This is a genomic window from Mycobacteroides immunogenum, from assembly GCF_001605725.1.
In the GTDB taxonomy this organism is placed as follows: domain Bacteria; phylum Actinomycetota; class Actinomycetes; order Mycobacteriales; family Mycobacteriaceae; genus Mycobacterium; species Mycobacterium immunogenum.
On the sequence record NZ_CP011530.1, the window covers coordinates 4,179,131 to 4,200,538 of the forward strand.

General features: G+C 65.8%; 21 protein-coding genes and 1 pseudogene. 14 read left to right on the plus strand and 8 right to left on the minus strand.

All coding sequences use genetic code 11. From position 1 onward, the window contains the following. Window positions 1–91: 91 nt before the first annotated feature. Window positions 92–1,507, minus strand: a complete 1,416-nt coding sequence (locus tag ABG82_RS20740) for an NAD(P)H-quinone dehydrogenase (RefSeq protein ID WP_043076592.1) — start codon at window positions 1,505–1,507, stop codon at window positions 92–94. 106 nt (window positions 1,508–1,613) lie between these two features. Here ABG82_RS20740 and ABG82_RS20745 point away from each other — a divergent pair, with 106 nt between their 5' ends. Beyond that, the gene (locus ABG82_RS20745) at window positions 1,614–2,090 is read left to right on the plus strand and encodes a gamma-glutamylcyclotransferase (RefSeq protein ID WP_043076591.1); all 477 of its coding nucleotides are present in this window, start codon (window positions 1,614–1,616) and stop codon (window positions 2,088–2,090) included. Here ABG82_RS20745 and ABG82_RS20750 read toward each other — a convergent pair. Next, window positions 2,087–3,271: a M20 family metallopeptidase gene (locus ABG82_RS20750; RefSeq protein WP_043076590.1), complete on the minus strand. Its 1,185-nt coding sequence runs from the start codon at window positions 3,269–3,271 to the stop codon at window positions 2,087–2,089. The two genes, ABG82_RS20745 and ABG82_RS20750, sit on opposite strands and share 4 nt — an antisense overlap. After that, entirely contained in the window at window positions 3,268–4,473 is a 1,206-nt protein-coding gene (locus ABG82_RS20755) for a M20 family metallopeptidase (RefSeq protein WP_043076589.1), read from the minus strand. The genes ABG82_RS20750 and ABG82_RS20755 overlap by 4 nt, the downstream gene beginning before the upstream one ends. 36 nt (window positions 4,474–4,509) lie before the next feature. Here ABG82_RS20755 and ABG82_RS20760 point away from each other — a divergent pair, with 36 nt between their 5' ends. Together ABG82_RS20760 and ABG82_RS20765 are read left to right on the plus strand one after the other, a co-directional pair. After that, entirely contained in the window at window positions 4,510–5,355 is an 846-nt protein-coding gene (locus ABG82_RS20760) for a purine-nucleoside phosphorylase (protein WP_043076588.1), read from the plus strand. After that, the gene (locus tag ABG82_RS20765; RefSeq protein ID WP_043076587.1) at window positions 5,352–6,965 is read left to right on the plus strand and encodes a phospho-sugar mutase; all 1,614 of its coding nucleotides are present in this window, start codon (window positions 5,352–5,354) and stop codon (window positions 6,963–6,965) included. The genes ABG82_RS20760 and ABG82_RS20765 overlap by 4 nt, the downstream gene beginning before the upstream one ends. A gap of 10 nt (window positions 6,966–6,975) precedes the next feature. On the opposite strand, the gene upp is transcribed toward ABG82_RS20765, so the two are convergent. Then, window positions 6,976–7,617 carry a uracil phosphoribosyltransferase gene (gene upp, locus ABG82_RS20770; protein ID WP_043076586.1) on the minus strand — a complete coding sequence of 214 codons (642 nt, stop codon included), beginning with the start codon at window positions 7,615–7,617 and terminating at the stop codon, window positions 6,976–6,978. A gap of 280 nt (window positions 7,618–7,897) precedes the next feature. On the opposite strand from upp, the gene ABG82_RS20775 reads away from it, so the two are divergent. From ABG82_RS20775 to ABG82_RS20790, 4 genes and pseudogenes are all read left to right on the plus strand, one after another. After that, window positions 7,898–8,224 (plus strand): type VII secretion target, encoded by a 327-nt coding sequence (locus ABG82_RS20775; protein WP_043076585.1) that lies wholly within the window; start codon window positions 7,898–7,900, stop codon window positions 8,222–8,224. Between the two features lie 2 nt (window positions 8,225–8,226). Next, window positions 8,227–9,630, plus strand: a pseudogene (locus ABG82_RS20780) (C40 family peptidase). Beyond that, a complete protein-coding gene (locus ABG82_RS20785) occupies window positions 9,605–9,958 on the plus strand; it encodes a hypothetical protein (RefSeq protein WP_043076583.1) in 354 nt (117 codons plus the stop codon). The pseudogene ABG82_RS20780 and the gene ABG82_RS20785 overlap by 26 nt, the downstream one beginning before the upstream one ends. Next, window positions 9,958–10,299 (plus strand): YbaB/EbfC family nucleoid-associated protein, encoded by a 342-nt coding sequence (locus ABG82_RS20790; protein ID WP_043076582.1) that lies wholly within the window; start codon window positions 9,958–9,960, stop codon window positions 10,297–10,299. The genes ABG82_RS20785 and ABG82_RS20790 overlap by 1 nt, the downstream gene beginning before the upstream one ends. A gap of 12 nt (window positions 10,300–10,311) precedes the next feature. Here the strand turns inward: ABG82_RS20790 and ABG82_RS20795 are convergent, their stop codons facing one another. Beyond that, window positions 10,312–11,055, minus strand: a complete 744-nt coding sequence (locus ABG82_RS20795) for an FkbM family methyltransferase (protein ID WP_043076581.1) — start codon at window positions 11,053–11,055, stop codon at window positions 10,312–10,314. A gap of 320 nt (window positions 11,056–11,375) precedes the next feature. On the opposite strand from ABG82_RS20795, the gene ABG82_RS20800 reads away from it, so the two are divergent. The 3 genes from ABG82_RS20800 (at window position 11,376) to ABG82_RS20810 (ending at window position 14,845) form a co-directional block, all read left to right on the plus strand. Further along, complete coding sequence (locus ABG82_RS20800; RefSeq protein ID WP_043076580.1) at window positions 11,376–12,350, plus strand: GAF domain-containing protein; 975 nt, start codon at window positions 11,376–11,378, stop codon at window positions 12,348–12,350. A 63-nt stretch (window positions 12,351–12,413) separates the two neighbouring features. Further along, complete coding sequence (locus ABG82_RS20805) at window positions 12,414–13,412, plus strand: GAF domain-containing protein (RefSeq protein ID WP_043076579.1); 999 nt, start codon at window positions 12,414–12,416, stop codon at window positions 13,410–13,412. Between the two features lie 95 nt (window positions 13,413–13,507). Continuing rightward, a complete protein-coding gene (locus tag ABG82_RS20810) occupies window positions 13,508–14,845 on the plus strand; it encodes a hypothetical protein (RefSeq protein ID WP_043076578.1) in 1,338 nt (445 codons plus the stop codon). 8 nt (window positions 14,846–14,853) lie between these two features. Here ABG82_RS20810 and ABG82_RS20815 read toward each other — a convergent pair whose 3' ends face one another. Genes ABG82_RS20815 through ABG82_RS20825 form a run of 3 tightly spaced genes read right to left on the minus strand, consistent with a single transcriptional unit; the run spans window position 14,854 to window position 17,626 of the window. Next, window positions 14,854–15,942, minus strand: a complete 1,089-nt coding sequence (locus ABG82_RS20815) for an adenosine deaminase (protein WP_043076577.1) — start codon at window positions 15,940–15,942, stop codon at window positions 14,854–14,856. Next, entirely contained in the window at window positions 15,939–17,228 is a 1,290-nt protein-coding gene (locus ABG82_RS20820) for a thymidine phosphorylase (RefSeq protein WP_043076576.1), read from the minus strand. Before ABG82_RS20820 ends, ABG82_RS20815 begins: the two co-directional genes overlap by 4 nt. Beyond that, window positions 17,228–17,626, minus strand: coding sequence for a cytidine deaminase (locus tag ABG82_RS20825; RefSeq protein ID WP_043076575.1), 399 nt, complete (start codon window positions 17,624–17,626; stop codon window positions 17,228–17,230). Before ABG82_RS20825 ends, ABG82_RS20820 begins: the two co-directional genes overlap by 1 nt. 343 nt (window positions 17,627–17,969) lie before the next feature. On the opposite strand from ABG82_RS20825, the gene sdhC reads away from it, so the two are divergent. The 4 genes from sdhC to ABG82_RS20845 are packed head-to-tail and all read left to right on the plus strand — an operon-like array spanning window position 17,970 to window position 21,361. Then, on the plus strand, window positions 17,970–18,308 hold the full coding sequence (sdhC, locus tag ABG82_RS20830; protein WP_043076574.1) for a succinate dehydrogenase, cytochrome b556 subunit: 339 nt from the start codon (window positions 17,970–17,972) through the stop codon (window positions 18,306–18,308). Further along, window positions 18,305–18,787, plus strand: a complete 483-nt coding sequence (locus ABG82_RS20835; RefSeq protein WP_043076573.1) for a succinate dehydrogenase hydrophobic membrane anchor subunit — start codon at window positions 18,305–18,307, stop codon at window positions 18,785–18,787. Before sdhC ends, ABG82_RS20835 begins: the two co-directional genes overlap by 4 nt. An 11-nt stretch (window positions 18,788–18,798) precedes the next feature. Then, a complete protein-coding gene (gene sdhA, locus ABG82_RS20840; RefSeq protein WP_043076572.1) occupies window positions 18,799–20,577 on the plus strand; it encodes a succinate dehydrogenase flavoprotein subunit in 1,779 nt (592 codons plus the stop codon). Between the two features lies 1 nt (window position 20,578). After that, window positions 20,579–21,361, plus strand: coding sequence for a succinate dehydrogenase iron-sulfur subunit (locus ABG82_RS20845; protein ID WP_043076571.1), 783 nt, complete (start codon window positions 20,579–20,581; stop codon window positions 21,359–21,361). The last annotated feature ends 47 nt before the right edge of the window (window positions 21,362–21,408 follow it).

The following is a 21,408-nucleotide window of genomic DNA, read 5'->3' on the forward strand; positions in this document are numbered from 1 at the left end:
CGGGCCCCGGAGTTCCTTCCGGACAGCCACGTTACCGGACGGTAGCGCTCTCGTCAGTGATGCACGCCGCTATGGCGCAAATCGACACGGGTCAGTCCAGGTCGTCGTGGGCAATCAGCTGCCGTGCGGCCTCGGTCACCGAACCGGACAGCGACGGGTAGACCGACAGCGTCTGCGCCAGGTCGTTCACCGAGAGTAGGTTCTGCACCGCGAGGGCGATGGGCAGGATCAGCTCGGAGGCATTCGCGGCCACCACCACACCACCGATCACCACACCGGTGGCCGGGCGGCAGAAGATCTTCACGAAACCGCGGCGCAGGCCTGACATCTTTGCCCGCGGGTTCGTGTGCAACGGCAGCGTGACGGTGCGCGCGGGCACCTCACCGTTGTCGATGGCGGCCTGGGACACACCCACGGCGGCAATCTCCGGGCGGGTAAATACCGCGGCGGCAACGGTTTTCAACCTGATGGGCTGTACCGCGTCACCGAGGGCGTGATACATGGCGATGCGGCCCTGCATGGCCGCCACCGACGCCAGCGGGAGCAACCCGGTGCAGTCTCCCGCGGCATAGATGCCGGCCACCGAGGTACGCGACACCCGATCGACGGTGAGATAGCCCCCAGAGCCCAGCGTGATACCGACGCGCTCCAGGCCCAGGCCGGCGGTGTTCGGAATGGATCCCACCGTCATCAGCACATGGCTGCCGTCGACCACGCGGCCGTCGGCCATGGAAACCCGCACGCCCGTGTCCGTCCTGGTCACCGAGTCGGCTCGCGCGTTCTTCACCAACGTCACACCACGCTCGGCCAGCGTGTCCTCCAGGACCAGGGCGGCGTCCTCGTCCTCGTGCGGCAACACGCGGTCACGGCTGGCGACGACGGTCACCTGCACCCCCAGCTCGGTGTAGGCGTGGACGAACTCGGCGCCCGTCACACCCGAACCGACCACGATGAGATGCTCGGGCAATTCCTCCAAGTCATACAGCTGGCGCCAGGTGAGAATCCGCTCACCGTCGGGCCGAGCGTGAGGCAGCACACGCGGGCTGGCACCTGTGGCAATGAGCACCACATCGGCCTCCAGGATGGTGCTGGTGCCATCCGGCGCGGTCGCCTTGACCCGGTGGAACGCCATCCCGACCACGTGATCGACCAGCTCGGCACGCCCGGAGATCAGCCGTACTCCGGCGCTGCGGAGCCGCTCGGCGATATCTACCGATTGTTCGGAGGCGAGGCGTTTGACGCGGCTGTGGATCTGCGGCAGCGAAATCTTGGCGTGCTCAACATCGATGTCAAAGCCCAGGTTGGGGGCGCGGCGCAGGTCGGTGCGCACACCGGTTGAGGCGATGAATGTCTTGGACGGCACACAGTCGAACAGCACGCAGGCGCCGCCGATCCCGTCCGAGTCGATCACCGTCACCTCGGTGGTGCTTCGCTCATGAGCAGCGGCCACAAGTGCCGCCTCGTATCCCGCTGGTCCTCCACCAATGATCACGATGCGCGTAGCCACGCAAATAACCTACAAGCACTCCCAGACCCCGGCTTGCCATCCCGGTCGCGGGTTCTTCGCCCGAGTGGCTCATCACCGTGGATCGAGGACCACTAGAGTTGCCCCCGTGCCGCTCTACGCCGCCTACGGCTCCAACATGCATCCCGAGCAGATGTTGCAGCGCGCGCCGCACTCCCCCATGGCCGGCACCGGCTGGCTGCACGGCTGGCGGCTGACGTTCGGCGGGGAGGACATCGGCTGGGAAGGCGCACTGGCCACCGTCGTGCAGGATCCTCATTCGAAGGTCTTCGTGGTGCTCTACGACATGACCGGCGCCGACGAGACGAACCTGGATCGCTGGGAAGGCTCCGAACTCGGCATCCACACCAAGATCCGTTGCCGGATCGACCGCGAGTCGTCCGACACCACCACCGATCCGGTACTCGCGTGGCTCTACGTCGTCAACGCCTACGAGGGCGGCCTACCGTCCGCCCGGTACCTGGGCGTGATGGCCGATGCGGCCGAAATCGCAGGGGCGCCAGAGGATTACGTGCACGGCCTGCGCACCCGCGCGTCCCGCAACATCGGCCCGGGAACCAGCTAGCCGAGCCCCTGAACCGCGCTCTGTTCGACCAGGTTGACCAGCGTCCGCACCCCGACACCCAGCGCCCGCTCGTCGATATCGAAATTGGGCTGGTGGATATCGAGCTGCGGCCCGGTTCCCGACCACACACCCAGCCGCGCCATGGCGCCGGGCACCTCCTCCAGGTACCAGGAGAAGTCCTCGCCCCCGCCCGACTGCGTGGTTTCGGCGAGCGCGTCCAAGCCGATGTCCTGAATCGCCCGCACGAAGATGTGGGTGGATTCCGCCTCGTTGATGACGGGCGGAACACCGCGCCGATAATTCAGGGTGTAATCGATGCGTAGCGGCGCCAGCAGCCCGGCGATCACATCGCGGACGGTGTCCTCCAGCGTGATCCATACGTCACGGCTGCCGGTTCGCACCGTGCCCGCCAGCGAGCCGATCTGCGGAATGGCGTTGGCGGCCTGGCCCGCGTTGACCGCGCCCCACACCATCACGGTGCCGGCTCGCGGATCGATGCGGCGGCTCAGCACCCCCGGCAGTCCGGTGATGACGGTGCCGAGTCCGTACACCAGGTCGGCCGTCAGATGTGGCCGTGAGGTGTGCCCGCCCGGGGAATGCAGCGTGACTTCGACGGTGTCCGCCGCCGAGGTGATGGCGCCCGCCCTGATCGCCACCTTGCCCACTTCCAGGCGTGGATCGCAGTGCAGGGCAAAGATTCTCGTGACACCCGCCATCGCCCCGGTGGCCACCACATCGATGGCACCGCCGGGCATCACCTCTTCGGCGGGCTGGAAGATCAGGCGCACACCCGCGGGCAGCGACGGCGCCGAGTTGAGCGCCATCGCGGCGCCCAACAAGATCGAGGTATGCGCGTCGTGCCCGCAAGCATGCGCGACATTCGGCACCGTCGACGAGTACGCGGCACCGGTCCGCTCTTGCATCGGCAACGCGTCCATATCGGCACGCAGCGCCACCCGGGGCCCGTCCTCGGGCCCGAAGTCACAGGTGACACCGGTCCCGCCGGGCAAGACCTTCGGATTCAGCCCTGCCTCGGCCAGCCGCGCCGCCACGTATTCGGTGGTGGCGTGCTCCTGGCGCGCCAGTTCGGGATGGGCATGGATGTGACGGCGCCACCGGACCAGGGAGTCGGTGTTCTCGGCCAGCCACTGCTCGGCTACCGCTGACAGGGACTGGGTCATACCTTCACCGTCCTGCGTGCCAGCCGATCCAGCACCCTGGCTCGCTCTGCTTCATCTTCGGCCAGCCGTATTACGGTGCGCGCCAACATCTTCGCTCCTTCGAGCACTGCCTTGTCGGCGCCCGGTTCCTTGGCCGCCTTTTCGAAATCGGGCTGATGAATGACCGCACCGCCCGAGTCGATACCGACGACCGGGTGGATGCCGGGCAGCACCTGCGTCACGTTGCCCATATCGGTGCTACCCAGCGGCACCGAGGCCTCGAACTCGGCGGGAACCGGCGTCCGGCCGAAGGATTCCATCTCCTCACGGAACACCGACACCAGCCACGGATCCGGAGTCAGCTCCAAATACGGGGGCGAGGATTCGACGAGTTCATGACTGCAGCCGGTGGCCATGGCGCCGGCCGCGAAGCAGGCGTAAACCTTCTCTTCCAACTCGCGCAGGGACGCGGTTTCGACGGCACGCATCGTGTACTGCATGGCGGCCCGCCCCGGAATGATGTTGGCCGCCTCGCCGCCCTCGGTGACGATGCCGTGGATCAACTGCCCCGGCGACAGATGCTGGCGCAACAGACCGATCGAGACCTGAGCCACAGTGACCGCGTCGGCGGCGTTGATGCCGAGGTGCGGCGCGACCGCCGCGTGCGACTCCTTGCCGTGGTAGGTGACCATCACGTCGGTCAATGCCAGCGACCGGGCGCCCGCGATATCGATCGGGCCGGGATGCAGCATCACCGCAGTGGCGATGTCGTCAAAGGCACCCGCCTTGAGCAGAAGTGCCTTACCGCCGCCGAACTCTTCGGCGGGCGTGCCGATGACCACCACCGTGAGCCCGAGGGCATCGGCGACTTCGGCAAGCCCCAACCCGGTGCCCACGGCAGAGGCCGCAATGATGTTGTGCCCGCAGGCGTGGCCGATTCCGGGCAGCGCGTCATATTCGGCGCAAACTCCGATGACCAGTGGTCCGTCACCGTAGGTAGCCCGGAACGCTGTGTCCATACCGCCCTGACCGGTGACGATCTCAAAGCCACGCTCGGCGAGTAGCCGTTGCGTCTTCAACGCGCTGCGAACCTCGTGGAAGGCCAGCTCGGGCTCGGAATGAATGTCATGTGATAGCGCGACCAGATCCGTCGCCGCGGCATCGACGACCGCGCTGGCGGCCTCGGCAGGCGCGACAGGCGACGCTCCGGTGGTCAAGGGCATTAGACGAGTATCCCATCATGGTTAGGCTCCGTAGCTGTGACCGATGAGCGGCTTACGCGAAGAGGCGACAGCACCGACGAGTTTCAGTCCCCGGAGCACGCAGCGGCTCTGGCAGCCGCGGCAATCGCGGAGCGGACCGGTATCGCCTGCCATCGCGTCGCGGTGGTCCTCGGATCGGGCTGGGCCCCGGCCGCCGCGGAACTCGGCACCGCGGCCACCACGATCCCCATGGCGGACCTACCCGGATTCAGCCCGCCGAGTGCGGCCGGTCATGGCGGCTCGGTGTTGTCCGTGCCCATCGGCGACAGCGACGACCGGATGCTGGTGCTGCTGGGCAGGATCCACGCGTACGAGGGCCACGACCTGCGCCACGTCGTCCACCCGGTGCGGACGGCCTGTGCGGCGGGCGCGAAGTCCATCGTTCTCACCAACGCGGCCGGCGGGCTGCGCGAGGATTACTCGGTGGGCCAGCCGGTATTGATCAGCGACCATCTCAACCTGACCGCCCGCTCACCGCTGACGGGAGCCCAATTCGTCGACCTTGTCGATGCGTATTCGCCGCGATTGCGGGCCCTGGCCCGAGAGATCGACGGCAGCCTCGCCGAAGGGGTGTACGCGGGTCTGCCGGGACCGCATTACGAGACTCCCGCGGAAATCCGGATGCTGCGCACCCTGGGCGCGGATCTGGTGGGTATGTCGACGGTGCATGAAACCATCGCGGCACGCGCGGCCGGGGCCGAGGTGTTCGGTGTATCCCTGGTGACCAACCTCGCGGCCGGAATGACCGGGGAGTCCCTCAATCATGAGGAGGTGCTGGCGGCCGGTCGCGCGTCGGCGACTCGCATGGGCCAACTTCTACGCTCGGTGATTGGTCGGCTATGACTCTGGCAGCACACACAATCCAGGAATGGATCGACCACGACCCGGACCCCGAGACCGTCGCCGAACTACGCGCGTGCTCCGAAGACGAACTCGCGCAGCGCTTCTCCGATCCGTTGGTGTTCGGCACGGCGGGCCTGCGCGGCCCCGTCCGGGGCGGCCCCAATGGAATGAACCTGGCCGTGGTGCTGCGCACCACCTACGGGCTGGCCAAGGTCCTCAAGGATCGATGCCTGGGCGGCTCCACCGTGGTGGTGGGCCGCGATGCCCGGCACGGCTCCGCGAAGTTCGCGCAGGGCGCGGCGGAGGTCCTGGCCGCCGAGGGATTCAAAGTGGTGTTGCTGCCCCGGCCACTCCCGACGCCGGTGCTGGCCTTCGCGGTACGGCATCTCGACGCGGCAGCGGGCATCCAGATCACCGCGTCCCACAACCCGCCCGCCGACAACGGCTACAAGGTGTACTGGTCGGGCGGCGCGCAAATCATCTCCCCCACCGATCGTGAAATCGAAGTAGCCACGGCCGCCGCGCCTTTCGCCGATGAGATTCGCCGAACCCCGATCGAGGCCACCGACGACGCGCTGGTGGACACGTACATCCAACGCGCCGCAACCGTGCGCCGGGGCTCCGGTGGCCTGCGCATCGCACTCACCGCACTGCATGGAGTCGGTGGACCCACCGCCCTGGCCACACTGAACGCCGCGGGTTTCACCGACATCCACGTGGTCGACGAGCAGTTCCAACCGGATCCGGACTTTCCCACCGTCGCATTCCCGAACCCCGAAGAACGCGGGGCTTCCGACGCGGTGTTGGCACGGGCCGCCGAGGTCGACGCGGACCTGGCGATCGCACTCGATCCGGATGCCGACCGATGCGCCATCGGCGTGCCCACCACCACGGGCTGGCGCATGCTGTCCGGGGATGAAACCGGTTGGCTGCTCGGCGATTACATCCTTTCCACGCAACTGGCGTCATCCACTCCCCCGGTGGTGGCCAGCACGGTGGTCTCCTCACGCATGCTCGCGCGGATCGCGGCATCGCTCGGCGCCCGCTACGTGGAGACGCTGACAGGGTTCAAATGGTTGGCCCGGGCCGCGGATTCCGACCTCGTCTACGCGTACGAGGAGGCCATCGGGCATTGCGTCGATCCCGCCGCAGTCCGCGACAAGGACGGCATCTCCGCGGCGGTACTGGCCTGCGATCTGGTCACTCATCTGCGTGAACTCGGCAGCAGCGTCGAGGAAAAGCTCGAGAATCTGGCCATCAGACACGGCATCCATGTGACCTCGCAGGTGTCACGGCGCATGGAGTCGCTCGAGGACATCTCCGCGATGATGGACCGGCTGCGCACGAACATCCCGACCGCCCTGTCCGGGTTTCCCATCACCGCGGAAGACCTGTTGGAGCGACGCGGCCAGGCGCGTACGGATGCGGTGATTCTCGCCGGCGAGATCGGCGGGTCATCCATCCGGCTGGTGATCCGCCCGTCGGGAACCGAGCCGAAGGTGAAGTGCTACATCGAGGTCCGCGAGCCCGTCATCACCGATCCGACCGTCGCGCGGATCTGGGCGGGTGTCGTGGTCTCCGAGCTGGAGGCCTACGCCCGCAGCATCTAGCCGGGCCCGACTACCTGGGCCCGAACTGGCGATCGCCCGCGTCACCGAGGCCGGGCACGATGTATGCCTCCTCGTTGAGTCCCTCGTCGATCGTCGCGGTGAAGAGCCGTACGGACGTGGACGGACCGAAACGCTCGGCGCACTCCCGAACCGCCGTGACCCCCTGCGGCGCGGCGACCACACACAACATGGTGATATCGGCGGCGCCGCGCGCATGCAGCAGATCGAGGGTGTAGACCATCGATCCTCCGGTGGCGAGCATCGGATCCAGCACGAACACCGGCTGCGCCGACAGGTCTGCGGGAAGCGATTCCAGGTACGGAGTGGGTTGCCAGGTGTCCTCATCGCGCGCCATGCCCACGAATCCGACACGCGCCTCGGGAATGAGGGCGTGCGCCTGATCCACCATGCCCAGTCCGGCCCGAAGAACCGGAACCAGCAACGGCGGATTGGCCAATCGATAGCCCGTCGTCTCCGCCACCGGCGTGTGCACCGTCAGGGACTCCACCGGCGCCGAGCTGGTGGCCTCGTAGACGAGCATCAGCGTCAGATCCCGCAGCGAAGCACGAAAGGCCGCGTTATCCGTGCGGGCATCGCGAAGGGTGGTCAATCGGGCCGCGGCAAGCGGATGCTCAACTACGTGCACATGCATGGACCGACCCTAAAGCAGCAAGCATCGATCCCCATCACCTCAAATGTGACGGGCGTCACTTCTGGCACTTCCCGGACAGGTGCCTCGATATCGTTCCCTGCAAAGCCGGGCAAGCTATGCTGAGCAGGTAATACGACGGGGTGGCCACGTTGCCAAAAAATCTTTCAAAAAGTTTGAGAAAGATGGAACCGAATCGCGACTACACCCGTCGTATCCAAGTACAAGGCGAAAACTGCCCGAAAACAGGCGGTAGCCGAACCACCGAGGAGATGGAGGGGACATGCCAGAGGAATTGTCGGCCAACACAGACATGTTGCGTGGCGTTGCCGGGGTGCAGATGGGCATGGGCGGAACGCTCGCGGCGGTCGGCACCGCCGTCAGCATCTTTCCGGTCGCCGCGCTGGCACCGGTCTTTGGCCCGATCGGCGCGCATTACTTGGGCGCCTTCGCGGCGACCTCAGCCAAGCAAGGGATGGATGTCGGCCAGCTCGCGACCAGCGTCACCGAGTCCGGTGTCAGCACCACAGTCGGTAGCAATGACTACGACAACACCGAAGACCACTTCAGCCAAGGTTTCACCACCACTGTTGAAGGAATCGAGGCCTGATCATGGTTGAGACAAGTCCTATCTCGCCCAGCCGTATGGCCGAGGCAACCAACACGAACTACCCGAGCTTCGAGAACAACCCCTTCTCCTCGGGCCTCATCGGACCGGCCATGGACATGGCAGGCACCGTCGGCCCCGGTCAGTTCAAAGAGGGCCAAGACCCCAGCAAGATGCTGGAGGGCGGCATGCAGGTCATGCAGCAGGTCATGCAACAGGGCATGCAGGCAGGCAGCTCACTCATCGGCTCCTTCGCCGGTGCGGCGGCACAGGCGCTGGGACAGTTCGCCGGCATGGCGGGCCAGGCACTGAGCAGCATGGCCACCCGCAGCGGCGCCATGGGCGCCAACGTTGGGCAGGCCTCCGAGTCGACCGCTCGTGCCACCAGCCTGATCACCGAAGCCCTCCAGGAGTTCCAGCACACCTCCGAGGCGCTGACACCGTTGCTCTGGGTTCCGGGCGTCGCCGGCGAGCTGGCGGAAGCCGCCAGCCGCTGCACGGCCCGCGTCGCCGAGCACACCGCACAGCTTGAAGGGGAGCTGGCCGGACAGGCCGGTGAACTGACCGGCATGGCGGGTGCCGGCAGGGGCAACCCCCCCCCCCCCCCCCCCCGGGCCCCCCCACCCCGCCATGTCCGCCATGCAGGGCGGCCTGCAGGCCGGCACCCAGGCACTGTCGGGCGCCGCCAGCGGCGTCACCCAGACCATGAGCTCGATGGGCCAGGGCCTCGGCCAGATTCCGCAGGCGCTCACCGGCATGTTCAGCGGCGCCGGCAGCGGTTCGGCCAGCGCGCTGGCCGAACCGCTGCCGGCGCCGCTGAACATGCCGGTGAGCGCCTGCGGAATCTGGCCGAGGCCCTGGCCCATCGAGCTCATGGTCTGGGTGACGCCGCTGGCGGCGCCCGACAGTGCCTGGGTGCCGGCCTGCAGGCCGCCCTGCATGGCGGACATGGCGGATTGGGTGGCGCCAAGCCCGCCGTGGCCAAGATGCTGCTCGACCCGCGCAGCATGGGCAAGGGCGTGCAGCTGTTCCTTCCCGACGGCAGCACCAGCCAGGCTCCGAATGCCTCCGCGGCCGAAGCCGTGCGCAAAGCCCTCAGCCAGGTGGGTGTGCCCTACGAGTGGGGCGGCACCAAGCCCGGGGTCGGCTTGGACTGCAGTGGCCTGACCCAGTGGGCGTACGGCGAGTCCGGCGTCGACATCCCGCGGCTTGCCCAGGAGCAGGGTGTGGGCGTCAAGGTCGACCAGGGCTCGGTGATGCCGGGTGATCTCGCGGTGTGGGATGGCCACGTCGCCATGGTGATCGGCAACGGCATGATGGTCGAGGCCGGTGATCCGGTCCAGATCTCCCCGATCCGAACCACCAACGCCGGACAGGGATTCCATGGATTCTACCGACCCACTTCCTAGTTCGGGAGTACCGCGGCCCGAGCCGCGTGCGAGCATCGATATGACGAATCGTGCTGGCACGCTGCGGGTCAAGGTGTCCGAATTCGGGCTGCCGCTTGAGGTTCACATCGAACCCGACATGCTCAATCGCGGCGCGTCGGCACTGGCACGGGAAATCAAAAACCTGTGCGAACTCGGTGCCGCGCGCTGCGGAGCGGCGCGACGCGAGGAGCTTGCCGAGAGCGGCATACCCGACTACCTCCTCGACAGGATCGGTCTGGCGACACCCGCTCAAGTCGCCGATATCGAGCTGCGGCAGTCCGAAGAGCAGATGGAACGGAGATCCTGATGACCGAGCCTGACCTCACCTTCTTCCGGGCGCTCGAACAGCAGTATCAAGAGACCATGACAAAGGCCCGTGCCGGAGGCCACATCCTGAACAGCGCCGTCGAGGAGCTGAAAGGCCTTCGTGGATGGGCCCGTTCGGCACAGGGACATGTCGAGGCGGAAGCCAACGGCAATGGTGCGCTGACCAACCTGCGGCTCGACGATTCGGTCACCAAGCTGTCCCCCAAGATCGTCGGGCAGATCGTGGTGGCCACGGCGGCCGCAGCCGCGGGTCAGGCGTTCGATCACCGCGAACGCGTGCTGGCACAGCTACTGGTAGATCTCAAAAACCCGCAGCCGTAACAGGTTTCAGCGCTACAACCCAACGCGGTCCCGATGCGCATCGCTCAGGAACACCGTATTTTCGGCGTTACGCCAATCGTGCTGGAGCCGACCGTCGCGGTATGCGTACGGTTTCAGCCCGGCGCGATCCAGCAGTGACACCACCTCGTCGGACGGCGTCTCGACGATCAACACCGGCTTCGACGCGGTAATGGTCGCGAGCCCGCCGCGAATCACCGCTGCCTCCATCCCCTGCACATCGATCTTGATGACCTGAGGCTCCAGCCCGAAATCGTCCAGCCGGCGAACCTGCACCGGGTGCCGTTCGATCGTCAGTTTGGATTCGTCGAAGCGGGCCATCGTTTCGGCGTTGAGCCAGTCGCGCGCCTCGTTCTCGTCGAGCGAGGCCAAACCGTCGTACACAAAGTTGCGATATCGCGGAATGAACAGATCGAAGGTTCCGTCCGCGTCGGAGAGGCCACACGCGTGCACCCGTACGGCATCGCCTTCGAATCGACGCTTGAGTCGTTGCGCCAGAATGGCATTGGGCTCAAAACTGACGATCTGCCCGGGCGACACCGTGCGCTGTAGCGCACAGATACTCTGGCCCCAGTTGCCCCCGACATCGATCGCCACCGATATCGGGCCGACCCGTTTCAGGAGATGGAACTCAGGGTCGACGCGCCATCCGAAGAGGCGGGTGCCCAGGTTGTACGCACCGAATTTGAGCGGCCGCAGAAACGGTAGATAGGTTTGCGCCGACCTCAGCGCTGGCATGCCCACGTGGGCAGATTAGCGCCACCACTATTTACGGTCACCGTCACACCTACCGACCCCTCGTCTATGCACCGGTAGGTGCTCGCGGCGACCAGCGCGATGAGTTGCGTGTGGGGTAGTTCAACCGTCAGACATGGCTCATCAACGCTGCGGGCACGGCCCGAAGAGACAGGGTCCGTACTTAGCCCGCCGATCGCGGGAGCCAGCCGAAAATATCGCTTCTGACCTGGTCTTCGCAACCTTTTACGAATACTCGCAACGGTGTCCAGCGCCGTCTCGCCGAATGCGTACCGCCGGTACACCGCTGATAGCATCCGAAGGTGGCGCGCGAGTGGCTTCTCCTGGAAACACTCGGCAACGAGCCAACCGTCATCGCGTCCGGCAATCAGCCGCGGAACATGGTTCCGCTGAGTACGTTCCTTCGGCGCAATCGAAATCTCGGCCTGCTTCGCCGAGTTATCACCGCCGCGACCAAAGCAAACAAAGCCGGCACGATCGGCCCACCCGATTCAGATTCGTTCATCGACGTCCGCCCCGTCGCCATGCCCGACGGTCGGGTGCATGGCGTCTGGCTGTGGACAGGTTCGACTCCCCCGCCCTCGGACCCGCCTGCCGAGGGCGGAGCGGTGGTTCTCAACGCCGATACCGGTCTGCTGTACATCAGCGACGGCGCCGCAACGGCAATGGGAATGGCCGCGGGCCAACCGCACGCCGAAATCAGCATGCCGGAGCTCTACCGATACCTGTCGCCGAACCCCGGCGAAACGGACGTCCTGGGGCTCATCGTGACGGCGACGGAAGGCATGACCTACAGCGCGACCTGGCCCGGCGTCGACAGCGACGGAAACCCCACGTTGTGCCACTTCGCCAGCCGGCTGGTTCTCGAGCCCAACAACGACGGCGTCCCCGAGCGTCTGGGACGCGCGATCAATCTGCGCGTCGGCCAGCCCGCCCCACCGGTTCCGCTGCTGGAGCAACAGGTCCTCGAAGCCGCCGCCGAACCCGGCGCATATCGCGCACTGGTCATGATCGCGGCACGCAGGCTGATCAAGTGGATCGACCCGCCTGCCCCCGAATGGCATTGGGAACACGACCCGCTGGGACGCGCCAAGATTCACCCCGAGGACGAGGCGAATCTGAATTTCATGCTCGACAATTCCGTATTCGGCGCCACCGAAGCGGTAGTTAGGTTCCGTTGCCACGACGACAGCTGGGAATCACTGCACTGCGCCACTCAGGTAGTCAAGCTCAACGAGAATGCCACCGTCGCACTGGTCACCTTCCGGCGCCGTTAGCTGGCCGCGGCGGGAACAAACATGGCGCGGCGCGACATCGCCGTAAATTGCTAACATCCGCGCATGTCGCGCGAATGGATGCTGCTGGAAACCTTGGGAGACGAGCCCACGGTGATAGCGATCGGATCGCAGGCACGCAACCTGACGCCGTTGGAGTCGGTGCTGCGCCGCAATCGGCATCGGCCCCTGATCGAATCGGCGATCGCCGACTGCCGGCGCACGGGTGAACTCACCGTGGCCCACACCCCCGCGCGCGACCGCGTGGTACGCGTCCATCCGATAGCCATGAGCGCGACGAAGATCCATGGCGTGCATGTGTGGTTCGGACCGGCAGAGGCCGAGCCGCCACCCCGGCCCATCGCCGGGGCCTGCCTGGGAGACCTGGATACCTCACTGACCACGCTCACCCCGGAGTACTTCGAGGTGATGGGTTTCGACCCACAGAACAGATCCGAACGGCAAGCCATCGCCGAAGGGCTCGCGCCGGTGCTGCCGAGCCCGCGCAACGCCGAATTGATGGCGCACGTGGTGAGTCCCGAGCTTGATTCCACATACAGCGGGACCTGCCTGGCGGCCGACCATCAAGGGAACACCCTCCAAGTGCACTATGCCGGACGAGCATCCAAGGAAACAGATCCCTTGGGGGCAGTGCGGCGCATCAACAGGATCGTGTGCACCCGGGTGGAGAACCGTCCCGCCGAGCCTCAGGCGGGGTTGGCGCAGCAGATCCTGGAAGCGGTGGCCGCCCCCGGCGTGCACCGGCTGTTGATGAACGTCGACACCTTCGCCGTCCTGAAGTGGATCGACGAGCCATTTCCGGATCTGGCCTGGCGTTACGACCCGGATCGGCCCGACGGCATCCACCCGGACGACGAAGCGACCGCACGCACGATGCGCGATGAATTGCGGGCCGGCTCGACCGCCGGGATATTGCGGGTACGGGCCATCTCCGGCGGGTGGCTCCGCCTGCACGCAGCTGCGACAAAATTTGCTTTGCGCGACAACGCTTTCGCCGCACTCGTCACCCTGACACCGGTGACGGCGGCGGACCCGGATTCATAGCGCACCCGCACGCGGAAGACTCTTGTTGCCTCGGTCACGCCGATTCTGGCGGTGGGTCTTTCCCTCACGCCCTGCCTTCTGGCTAGGCTTGCCGCATGGCTGCTGACATCGTCCCCATCGAACTCGGGCTCACCGAAGGTGACGTGGTCACCTTGTGGGCCCCGCGGTGGCGCGACGCCGGAGACGAATGGGAAGCGTTTCTGGGCAAGGACGACGACCTGTACGTGTTCGAGTCGGTGGCCGATCTGGTGGCCTTCGTGCGGACCGACAACGACAACGATCTTGTCGATCACCCGGCGTGGTCCACGCTGGCGTCGCTGTCGGCGGACGAGCTGGAGCCGGACGACGACAACCGCTACGACCTGATCGGCGTCCCCGAGCTGGTAGCCGACAAGCCCAGCGAGGATGCTGTCGATACCTTGCGCGCCACGTTGGCGATCGTGGCCTCCATCGGCGCGGTGTGCGAACTGCCCGCCATCAACAAACTCATCAACGGCAACCCGGTGCTCGGCACATTGTCGGGAGGGGCCGAAAGCTTCACGGGTAAAGACGGATTGAAGCGGTGGAACCAGATCGGCGCCATCGTCGGCAAGTCGTGGGACTCCGTCATCGACGCCATCGACGAGATCGCCGCCACTCCCGACGTCGATGAGGAGCTCTCCGCCGCCGCGGACGCCGAACTGCTTGCTGCCGCCGAGAACGCCGTCGACAACGAGGACGACCTCGAAGACGACGACGAACTCGATCTGCTCGACGAGGACTCTGGCTCGGACAACGAGAGCTCCGAGGATGCCGAAGACGACTCCACCGACGAAGACGAAGACGAGGACGAAGAGGACGGCGAGGAGGAGGAGACCGCGGACGACGATGTCGTTCTCGGCGGTGACGAGGACTTCTGGCTGGAGGTCGGCATCGACCCGATTCAGATGATCACCAACTCGGGAACCTTCTACACGCTGCGCTGCTATCTGAACGACGAGCCGATCTTCTTGGGACGCAACGGAAGAATCAGCGTGTTCGGCTCCGAGCGGGCGCTGGCCCGGTATCTGGCGGATGAGCACGATCACGATCTGGCCGACCTGAGCACCTACGACGACATCCGCACCGCCGCCACCGATGGCTCGCTGCGCATCGACATCACCGACGACAACATCTACGTGTTCACCGGGCTCGCCGACGACCTGGAGGACGGCGTCGACGAGGTGGACCGCGATCAGCTGGAGCTGGCTGTCGAGCTGCTGACCGACGTCGCCGAATACTCAGAGGACGACAGCGTCGACGCAGAGCTGGACAGCGACACCCCGTTGGGCAAGCTGGTCGGGCATCTGCTCGAGCCGGAACAGCACGATGAGCCCAAGGGCCCGTTCGCGGACGCCGCCGAGCGCTGGCGGACCCTGGAGCGCGCGATGGAGGCGCGGCTCCGGCGCGAGTAAGCCCGCGGCTAGCCGATCAGGATCGCGTACCCGGGCTTGATCACGTCATCGATGATGGCCAACCGCTCGTCGAACGGGATGAAGGCCGACTTCATGGCGTTGATGGTGAATCGCTGCAGGTCGCTCCAGCCATATCCGAACGTCTCGACAAGGCGCAGCATCTCGCGACTCATCGAGGTGTCGCTCATCAGCCGGTTGTCGGTGTTGACGGTCACCCGAAAGCGCAGCCGCGCCAGCAGATCAAAGGGGTGATTGGCGAGACTGTCGACGGCGCCGGTCTGCACATTCGAACTCGGGCACAACTCCAGTGGTACCCGCTTGTCGCGCAGTAGCGAAGACAGTCTGCCCAGGTGTGCCGTGCCGTCGGGGTCGATGTCGATATCCTCGACGATGCGTACCCCGTGCCCCAGCCGATCGGCCCCACAGAAGGCGATCGCCTCGTGGATCGAGGGCAATCCGAATCCCTCACCGGCATGGATGGTGAACCGGGCGTTGGCATTCCGCATGTATTCGAAAGCGTCCAGGTGGCGGCTGGGCGGGTATCCGGCCTCGGCTCCCGCGATATCGAACCCGACGGCACCCCGGTCGCGGAACCTCACGGCCAGCTCGGCGATCTCTCGCGACCGTGCGGCATGCCGCATCGCGGTGACCAGCGTGCGCACCGTGATGCGCTTGCCCGCGGCACTCGCCTGCCGCTCCCCGTCGGCGAACCCGGACAACACCGCATCCATGACGTCATCGAGGTTCAGTCCCGCGTCGATGTGAAGTTCCGGCGCGAAACGCACCTCGGCGTACACCACGCCGTCGGCGGCAAGGTCTTCCACGCATTCGGCGGCCACCCGGTGCAGCGCGGAAGCCGTCTGCATGACCCCCACGGTGTGCGCGAAGGTCTCCAGATACTGCTCCAGGGAACCGCTGTCGGCGGCGGTACGGAACCAGGACGCCAACGCGATCTCATCGTCGGCCGGCAGGTTCTCGTACCCGGATTCTCGCGCCAGATCCAGGACGGTGCCGGGGCGCAGCCCCCCGTCCAAATGGTCGTGCAGAAGCGCCTTGGGAGCCTGGGTGATTGACACCAAATCAAGTTCGGCCGTCACACCGAAAGTCTATCGACGATGAGGGGTGTAAGGGTGGGCGCCGCACCGATCTCCCAGCCACCGTCCAGGGCAGCGAGCGCGGCGGGCATTCGCTCCGGGGTGTCGGTATACAGCGTGAACAGCGGTTCTCCCGCGACAACCGACTCTCCGGGCCGACGGTGAATACGTACCCCGGCGCCGTATTGCACCGTCTCTCCGGGACGGCTGCGTCCGGCGCCGAGACGCCAAGCCGCGATCCCGACGGGCATCGCGTCAATGCGGCGCATGACCCCGCCGGCCGGGGCGAGCACCGTCTCCTGGCACTGTCCGAGCGGCAGCGGCACCGAAAGGTCACCGCCCTGCGCGCGGATCATCGCGCGGAACACATCCATGGCCGTGCCGTCGGTCAGCGTCGCGGCCGGGTCCTTGGCGTCGATACCGGCGGCGGCAAGCATCTCGCGGGCCAGTGCCACGGTGAGGGCGACCACGTCCTCGGGCCCTCCCCCGGCCAGCACCTCGAGTGATTCCTCCACCTCGACCGCGTTACCCGCGGTCATCCCCAGCGGCGTGTCCATCGCGGTGAGCAGGGCGCGGGTGGCGACCCCGTGCGCGGTGCCCAGATCAACCATCGCCAAGGCCAATTCGCGGGCCTGCTGTTCAGATTTCATGAACGCGCCCGCACCGACTTTCACATCCAGAACCAGTGCGGCCGTGCCTTCGGCCAGCTTCTTGCTCATGATCGACCCGGCGATGAGTGGTATCGACTCGACGGTGCCGGTGATATCGCGCAGCGCGTACAGCTTGCGATCGGCGGGCGCCAGTGACGCTCCGGCCGCGCAGATCACGGCCCCGACATCGGAAAGCTGCTGACGTATCTGGTCATTGGTCAGATCGACGCGGATGCCCGCGATGGATTCGAGTTTGTCGAGGGTGCCACCGGTGTGTCCGAGACCCCGGCCCGAGAGCTGCGGCACCGCCGCGCCGCACGCGGCGACGACCGCGACCAACGGCAGGCTGATCTTGTCGCCCACCCCGCCGGTGGAGTGCTTGTCGACAGTCGGCCGGGAGAGCCCGGACAGGTCCAGCCGCTCGCCGGAAGCCAGCATCGCGGCCGTCCACGCCGCCGTTTCCGCGCTGTTCATCCCGCGCAGATAGATCGCCATCAGCAAGGCCGCGACCTGTTCCTCGCCGATGCTGCCGCCGGTGTACTCCTCGATCAGCCAATCGATGGCGTCCGGGCTCAGCTCTGCGCCGTCGCGTTTGGTCGCGATGATCGAGGGCATATCGAACCGATATGTGTTTGCCATCAGATGCGCCCCCGGTCCAAGTCGTCGGGCCCGAATGCCTCCGGGAGCAGCTGCGCAAGGGCTCGTGGCCCGTCGGCGTGATCGATCAGCAGCTCCGGGCCGCCATGCTCAAGAAGTAACTGGCGACAACGGCCGCACGGCATCAGCGGCTCACCCCGGGAATCGACGCAGGACAGCGCCACCAACCGGCCGCCTCCGGTGGAGAACAGCGCGCACACCACAGAACACTCCGCGCAGAGACCTAGCCCATATGAGACATTCTCCACATTGCAGCCGGCGATCACCCTGCCGTCATCAACGAGCGCGGCGGCCCCCACCGGATACTTCGAGTACGGCGCATACGCGTGCTTGGTTATCGCGTATGCGTTGTCCCGCAATTCATTCCAATTGATTTTCATAACCCGGAGACCTCCTTGTCGACCCCATGAGAATCGCATCGGCTCATCATTTGCTCGTGCAAGGTTTACCTAACTTACTTTGGAGTACGGTGCATTTCGGCGCCTTTTCGCGCTCATGCGATTTCGGCGCCACCTCGGATTGGGTTTAGAGTTCGGATGACGGTTCGCCGACCACCGTTGGGCCATCGGATGCGCGTCATGGACGCCCCCATTTACCGCACCGTTTGGCCCCAGTCCACCATTGGTGTTGGAGGCCCACGTGACGACTGCGACGCCCGATACGGCCAGCTCTGGCCGCGAAGGTAATCGCCTCAAGCGATCGCTATACCGTGGTGATCCAGGAATGTGGTCCTGGGTCCTGCATCGCATTACCGGTGCCACGATATTCTTCTTCCTCTTTGTCCACGTCTTGGATACCGCCCTGGTGCGGGTTAGCCCCGAGACCTATAACTCGGTGATCGAGACCTATAAGACCCCGATCGTGGGTCTGATGGAGCTCGGCCTGGTCGCGGCGGTCCTGTACCACGCGCTCAACGGTGTCCGAGTCATCCTCGTCGATTTCTGGTCCAAGGGCCCGCGTTATCAGCGCCTCATGCTGTGGATCATCGGCACGGTCTGGTTCGTGGTGATGGTTCCCGCAGTGACCCGAATCCTCATGCACATGGCGGAGCGTTTCCTATGACATCTCCTCAGACCGGTTCGCACACGAGCGTTCGCGCCAGCGGCCGCCCCGCTCCCGTGATGGAGCGCAACTACGACCGCCCTGCCGCACTGGACAATCCACGTGCCCCCCGGCGCGGGTCGGGCATGCCCAATTTCGAGAAGTACGCGTGGATCTTCATGCGACTCTCCGGCATCGTCCTGATCTTCCTGGCTCTGGGCCATCTGTTCATCATGCTGATGTGGGACAACGGCGTGTACCGCCTCGATTTCAACTTCGTGGCGCAGCGCTGGGCCAGCCCGTTCTGGCAGACCTGGGACCTGACGATGTTGTGGCTGGCGCAGCTGCACGGCGGTAACGGGATGCGCACGATCATTGCCGACTACACCCGCAAGGACTCGACCCGGTTCTGGCTCAATTGCCTGCTGGCACTGTCGATCATCTTCACCGTGGTGCTCGGCACCTACGTCCTGCTGACCTTCAACCCGAACATCGGTTAGGGGCTTCGTTAATGTCTTCGCCTAAATCTGAGGCAACCATCCAGGAACACCGGTACGACGTCGTCATCATCGGCGCGGGTGGCGCGGGTATGCGCGCCGCCGTCGAGGCCGGACCCCGGGCCCGTACCGCGGTGCTGACCAAGCTGTACCCGACGCGTAGCCACACCGGCGCCGCCCAGGGCGGCATGTGCGCCGCGCTGGCCAATGTCGAGGAAGACAACTGGGAATGGCACACCTTCGACACCGTCAAGGGTGGCGACTACCTCGCCGACCAGGACGCCGTGGAGATCATGTGCAAGGAGGCGATCGACGCCGTCCTTGATCTCGAGAAGATGGGTATGCCGTTCAACCGGACACCCCAGGGCCGAATCGATCAGCGCCGCTTCGGTGGTCACACCCGCGATCACGGTAAGGCGCCGGTGCGCCGGGCCTGCTACGCGGCGGACCGCACCGGACACATGATTCTGCAGACCCTGTACCAAAACTGCGTCAAGCACGATGTCGAGTTCTACAACGAGTTCTACGCACTGGACATCGCACTCACCGAAACGCCGAACGGCCCGGTGGCCACCGGCGTCATCGCCTACGAGTTGGCGACCGGCGATATCCATGTGTTCCACGCCAAGGCAATCGTTTTCGCCACCGGTGGTTCCGGACGCATGTACAAGACCACATCCAACGCGCACACCCTGACCGGCGATGGTCTGGGCATCGTGTTCCGCAAGGGACTTCCGTTGGAGGACATGGAATTCCACCAGTTCCACCCGACAGGCCTGGCCGGGCTGGGAATTCTGATCTCGGAAGCCGTGCGCGGTGAGGGCGGCCGCCTGCTCAACGCGGAGGGCGAGCGCTTCATGGAGCGCTACGCGCCCACCATCGTCGACCTCGCGCCTCGCGACATCGTGGCCCGGTCAATGGTTCTCGAGGTACTCGAAGGCCGCGGCGCCGGACCGAACAAGGACTACGTCTACATCGACGTGCGCCACCTCGGTGCCGATGTGCTGGAGGCCAAGCTCCCGGACATCACCGAATTCGCCCGTACCTACCTGGGTGTCGACCCGGTGACCGAGCTGGTTCCGGTGTACCCCACCTGCCACTACGTGATGGGCGGCATTCCGACCAACATCAAGGGCCAGGTGCTGCGCGACAACGACAACGTGGTCCCCGGCCTGTACGCGGCCGGCGAGTGCGCCTGCGTCTCGGTGCACGGCGCCAACCGCCTGGGCACCAACTCGCTGCTGGACATCAACGTGTTCGGTCGCCGGGCGGGTATCGCCGCGGCCGAGTACGCCGAGGCCCATGACTTCATCGACCTGCCGGAGACCCCGGCGACGATGGTCACCCAGTGGGTGGCGGACATCCTCTCCGAGCACGGTGACGAGCGGGTGGCCGACATCCGTACCGAGCTGCAGCAGTCGATGGACAACAACGCCGCAGTGTTCCGTACCGAGGACACTCTCAAGCAGGCGCTCAACGACATCCACGCGCTCAAGGAGCGGTACAGCCGAATCACGGTGCACGACAAGGGCAAGCGCTACAACAGCGACCTGCTCGAGGCCATCGAGCTGGGCTTCCTGCTGGAGCTCGCCGAGGTGACCGTGGTGGGCGCGCTCAACCGCAAGGAATCGCGCGGCGGACATGCCCGTGAGGACTACCCGAACCGCGACGACACCAACTACATGCGACACACCATGGCGTACAAGCAGGGTGCCGAGCTGCTGTCCGATATCCGGCTGGACTACAAGCCCGTTGTCCAGACCCGGTACGAGCCGATGGAACGGAAGTACTGAGATGACTGCGGTTATCGAGAAAGCCGAAGCAGGCGACCCGCCGCTGCCTCCGGTCCCCGAGGGTGCGGTCATGGTGGATCTGAAGATCCAGCGCTTCAACCCCGAAGACCCCGACGCGGCGGGCTGGCAGACGTTCCGGGTGCCCTGCCTGTCGACGGATCGGCTGCTGAACCTGCTGCTGTATGTGAAGGGCTATCTGGACGGCACGCTGACCTTCCGCCGGTCCTGCGCACACGGTGTGTGCGGTTCGGACGCCATGCGGATCAACGGCGTGAACCGGTTGGCGTGCAAGGTGCTGATGCGCGACCTGCTGCCCAAGAACCCCAAGAAGACGCTCACCATCACCATCGAGCCCATCCGCGGCCTGCCCGTGGAAAAGGACCTCGTGGTCAACATGGAGCCCTTCTTCGACGCCTACCGCGCCGTGAAGCCGTTCATGATCACCAGCGGTAACCAGCCGACGCGTGAGTACATCCAGAGCCAGACCGACCGCGCACGCTTCGATGACACCACCAAGTGCATCCTGTGCGCCTGCTGCACCACCAGCTGCCCGGTGTTCTGGAGCGACGGAAGCTACTTCGGCCCGGCCGCGATCGTCAATGCGCACCGGTTCATCTTCGACAGCCGCGACGAGGCTGCCGCCGAGCGCCTGGACATCCTCAACGACGTCGACGGGGTGTGGCGCTGCCGCACCACGTTCAACTGCACCGACGCCTGCCCGCGCGGTATCGAGGTGACCAAGGCGATCCAAGAGGTCAAGCGCGCCCTGATGTTCGCGCGCTGACCCCTCCTGCCCCACCCTTTCGCCGAGTGTGAGCCCTGCTGCTCACA

Excerpts from the sequence above, each read along its gene's own strand:
- ABG82_RS20750 (WP_043076590.1), bottom strand. The coding sequence starts at position 3,271 with ATGACCCAGTCCCTGTCAGCGGTAGCCGAGCAGTGGCTGGCCGAGAAC.
- ABG82_RS20755 (WP_043076589.1), bottom strand. The coding sequence starts at position 4,473 with ATGCCCTTGACCACCGGAGCGTCGCCTGTCGCGCCTGCCGAGGCCGCC.
- ABG82_RS20765 (WP_043076587.1), top strand. The coding sequence starts at position 5,352 with ATGACTCTGGCAGCACACACAATCCAGGAATGGATCGACCACGACCCG.
- upp (WP_043076586.1), bottom strand. The coding sequence starts at position 7,617 with ATGCATGTGCACGTAGTTGAGCATCCGCTTGCCGCGGCCCGATTGACC.
- ABG82_RS20775 (WP_043076585.1), top strand. The coding sequence starts at position 7,898 with ATGCCAGAGGAATTGTCGGCCAACACAGACATGTTGCGTGGCGTTGCC.
- ABG82_RS20785 (WP_043076583.1), top strand. The coding sequence starts at position 9,605 with ATGGATTCTACCGACCCACTTCCTAGTTCGGGAGTACCGCGGCCCGAG.
- ABG82_RS20790 (WP_043076582.1), top strand. The coding sequence starts at position 9,958 with ATGACCGAGCCTGACCTCACCTTCTTCCGGGCGCTCGAACAGCAGTAT.
- ABG82_RS20795 (WP_043076581.1), bottom strand. The coding sequence starts at position 11,055 with ATGCCAGCGCTGAGGTCGGCGCAAACCTATCTACCGTTTCTGCGGCCG.
- ABG82_RS20805 (WP_043076579.1), top strand. The coding sequence starts at position 12,414 with ATGTCGCGCGAATGGATGCTGCTGGAAACCTTGGGAGACGAGCCCACG.
- ABG82_RS20810 (WP_043076578.1), top strand. The coding sequence starts at position 13,508 with ATGGCTGCTGACATCGTCCCCATCGAACTCGGGCTCACCGAAGGTGAC.
- ABG82_RS20820 (WP_043076576.1), bottom strand. The coding sequence starts at position 17,228 with ATGGCAAACACATATCGGTTCGATATGCCCTCGATCATCGCGACCAAA.
- ABG82_RS20825 (WP_043076575.1), bottom strand. The coding sequence starts at position 17,626 with ATGAAAATCAATTGGAATGAATTGCGGGACAACGCATACGCGATAACC.
- sdhC (WP_043076574.1), top strand. The coding sequence starts at position 17,970 with ATGTGGTCCTGGGTCCTGCATCGCATTACCGGTGCCACGATATTCTTC.
- ABG82_RS20835 (WP_043076573.1), top strand. The coding sequence starts at position 18,305 with ATGACATCTCCTCAGACCGGTTCGCACACGAGCGTTCGCGCCAGCGGC.
- sdhA (WP_043076572.1), top strand. The coding sequence starts at position 18,799 with ATGTCTTCGCCTAAATCTGAGGCAACCATCCAGGAACACCGGTACGAC.
- ABG82_RS20845 (WP_043076571.1), top strand. The coding sequence starts at position 20,579 with ATGACTGCGGTTATCGAGAAAGCCGAAGCAGGCGACCCGCCGCTGCCT.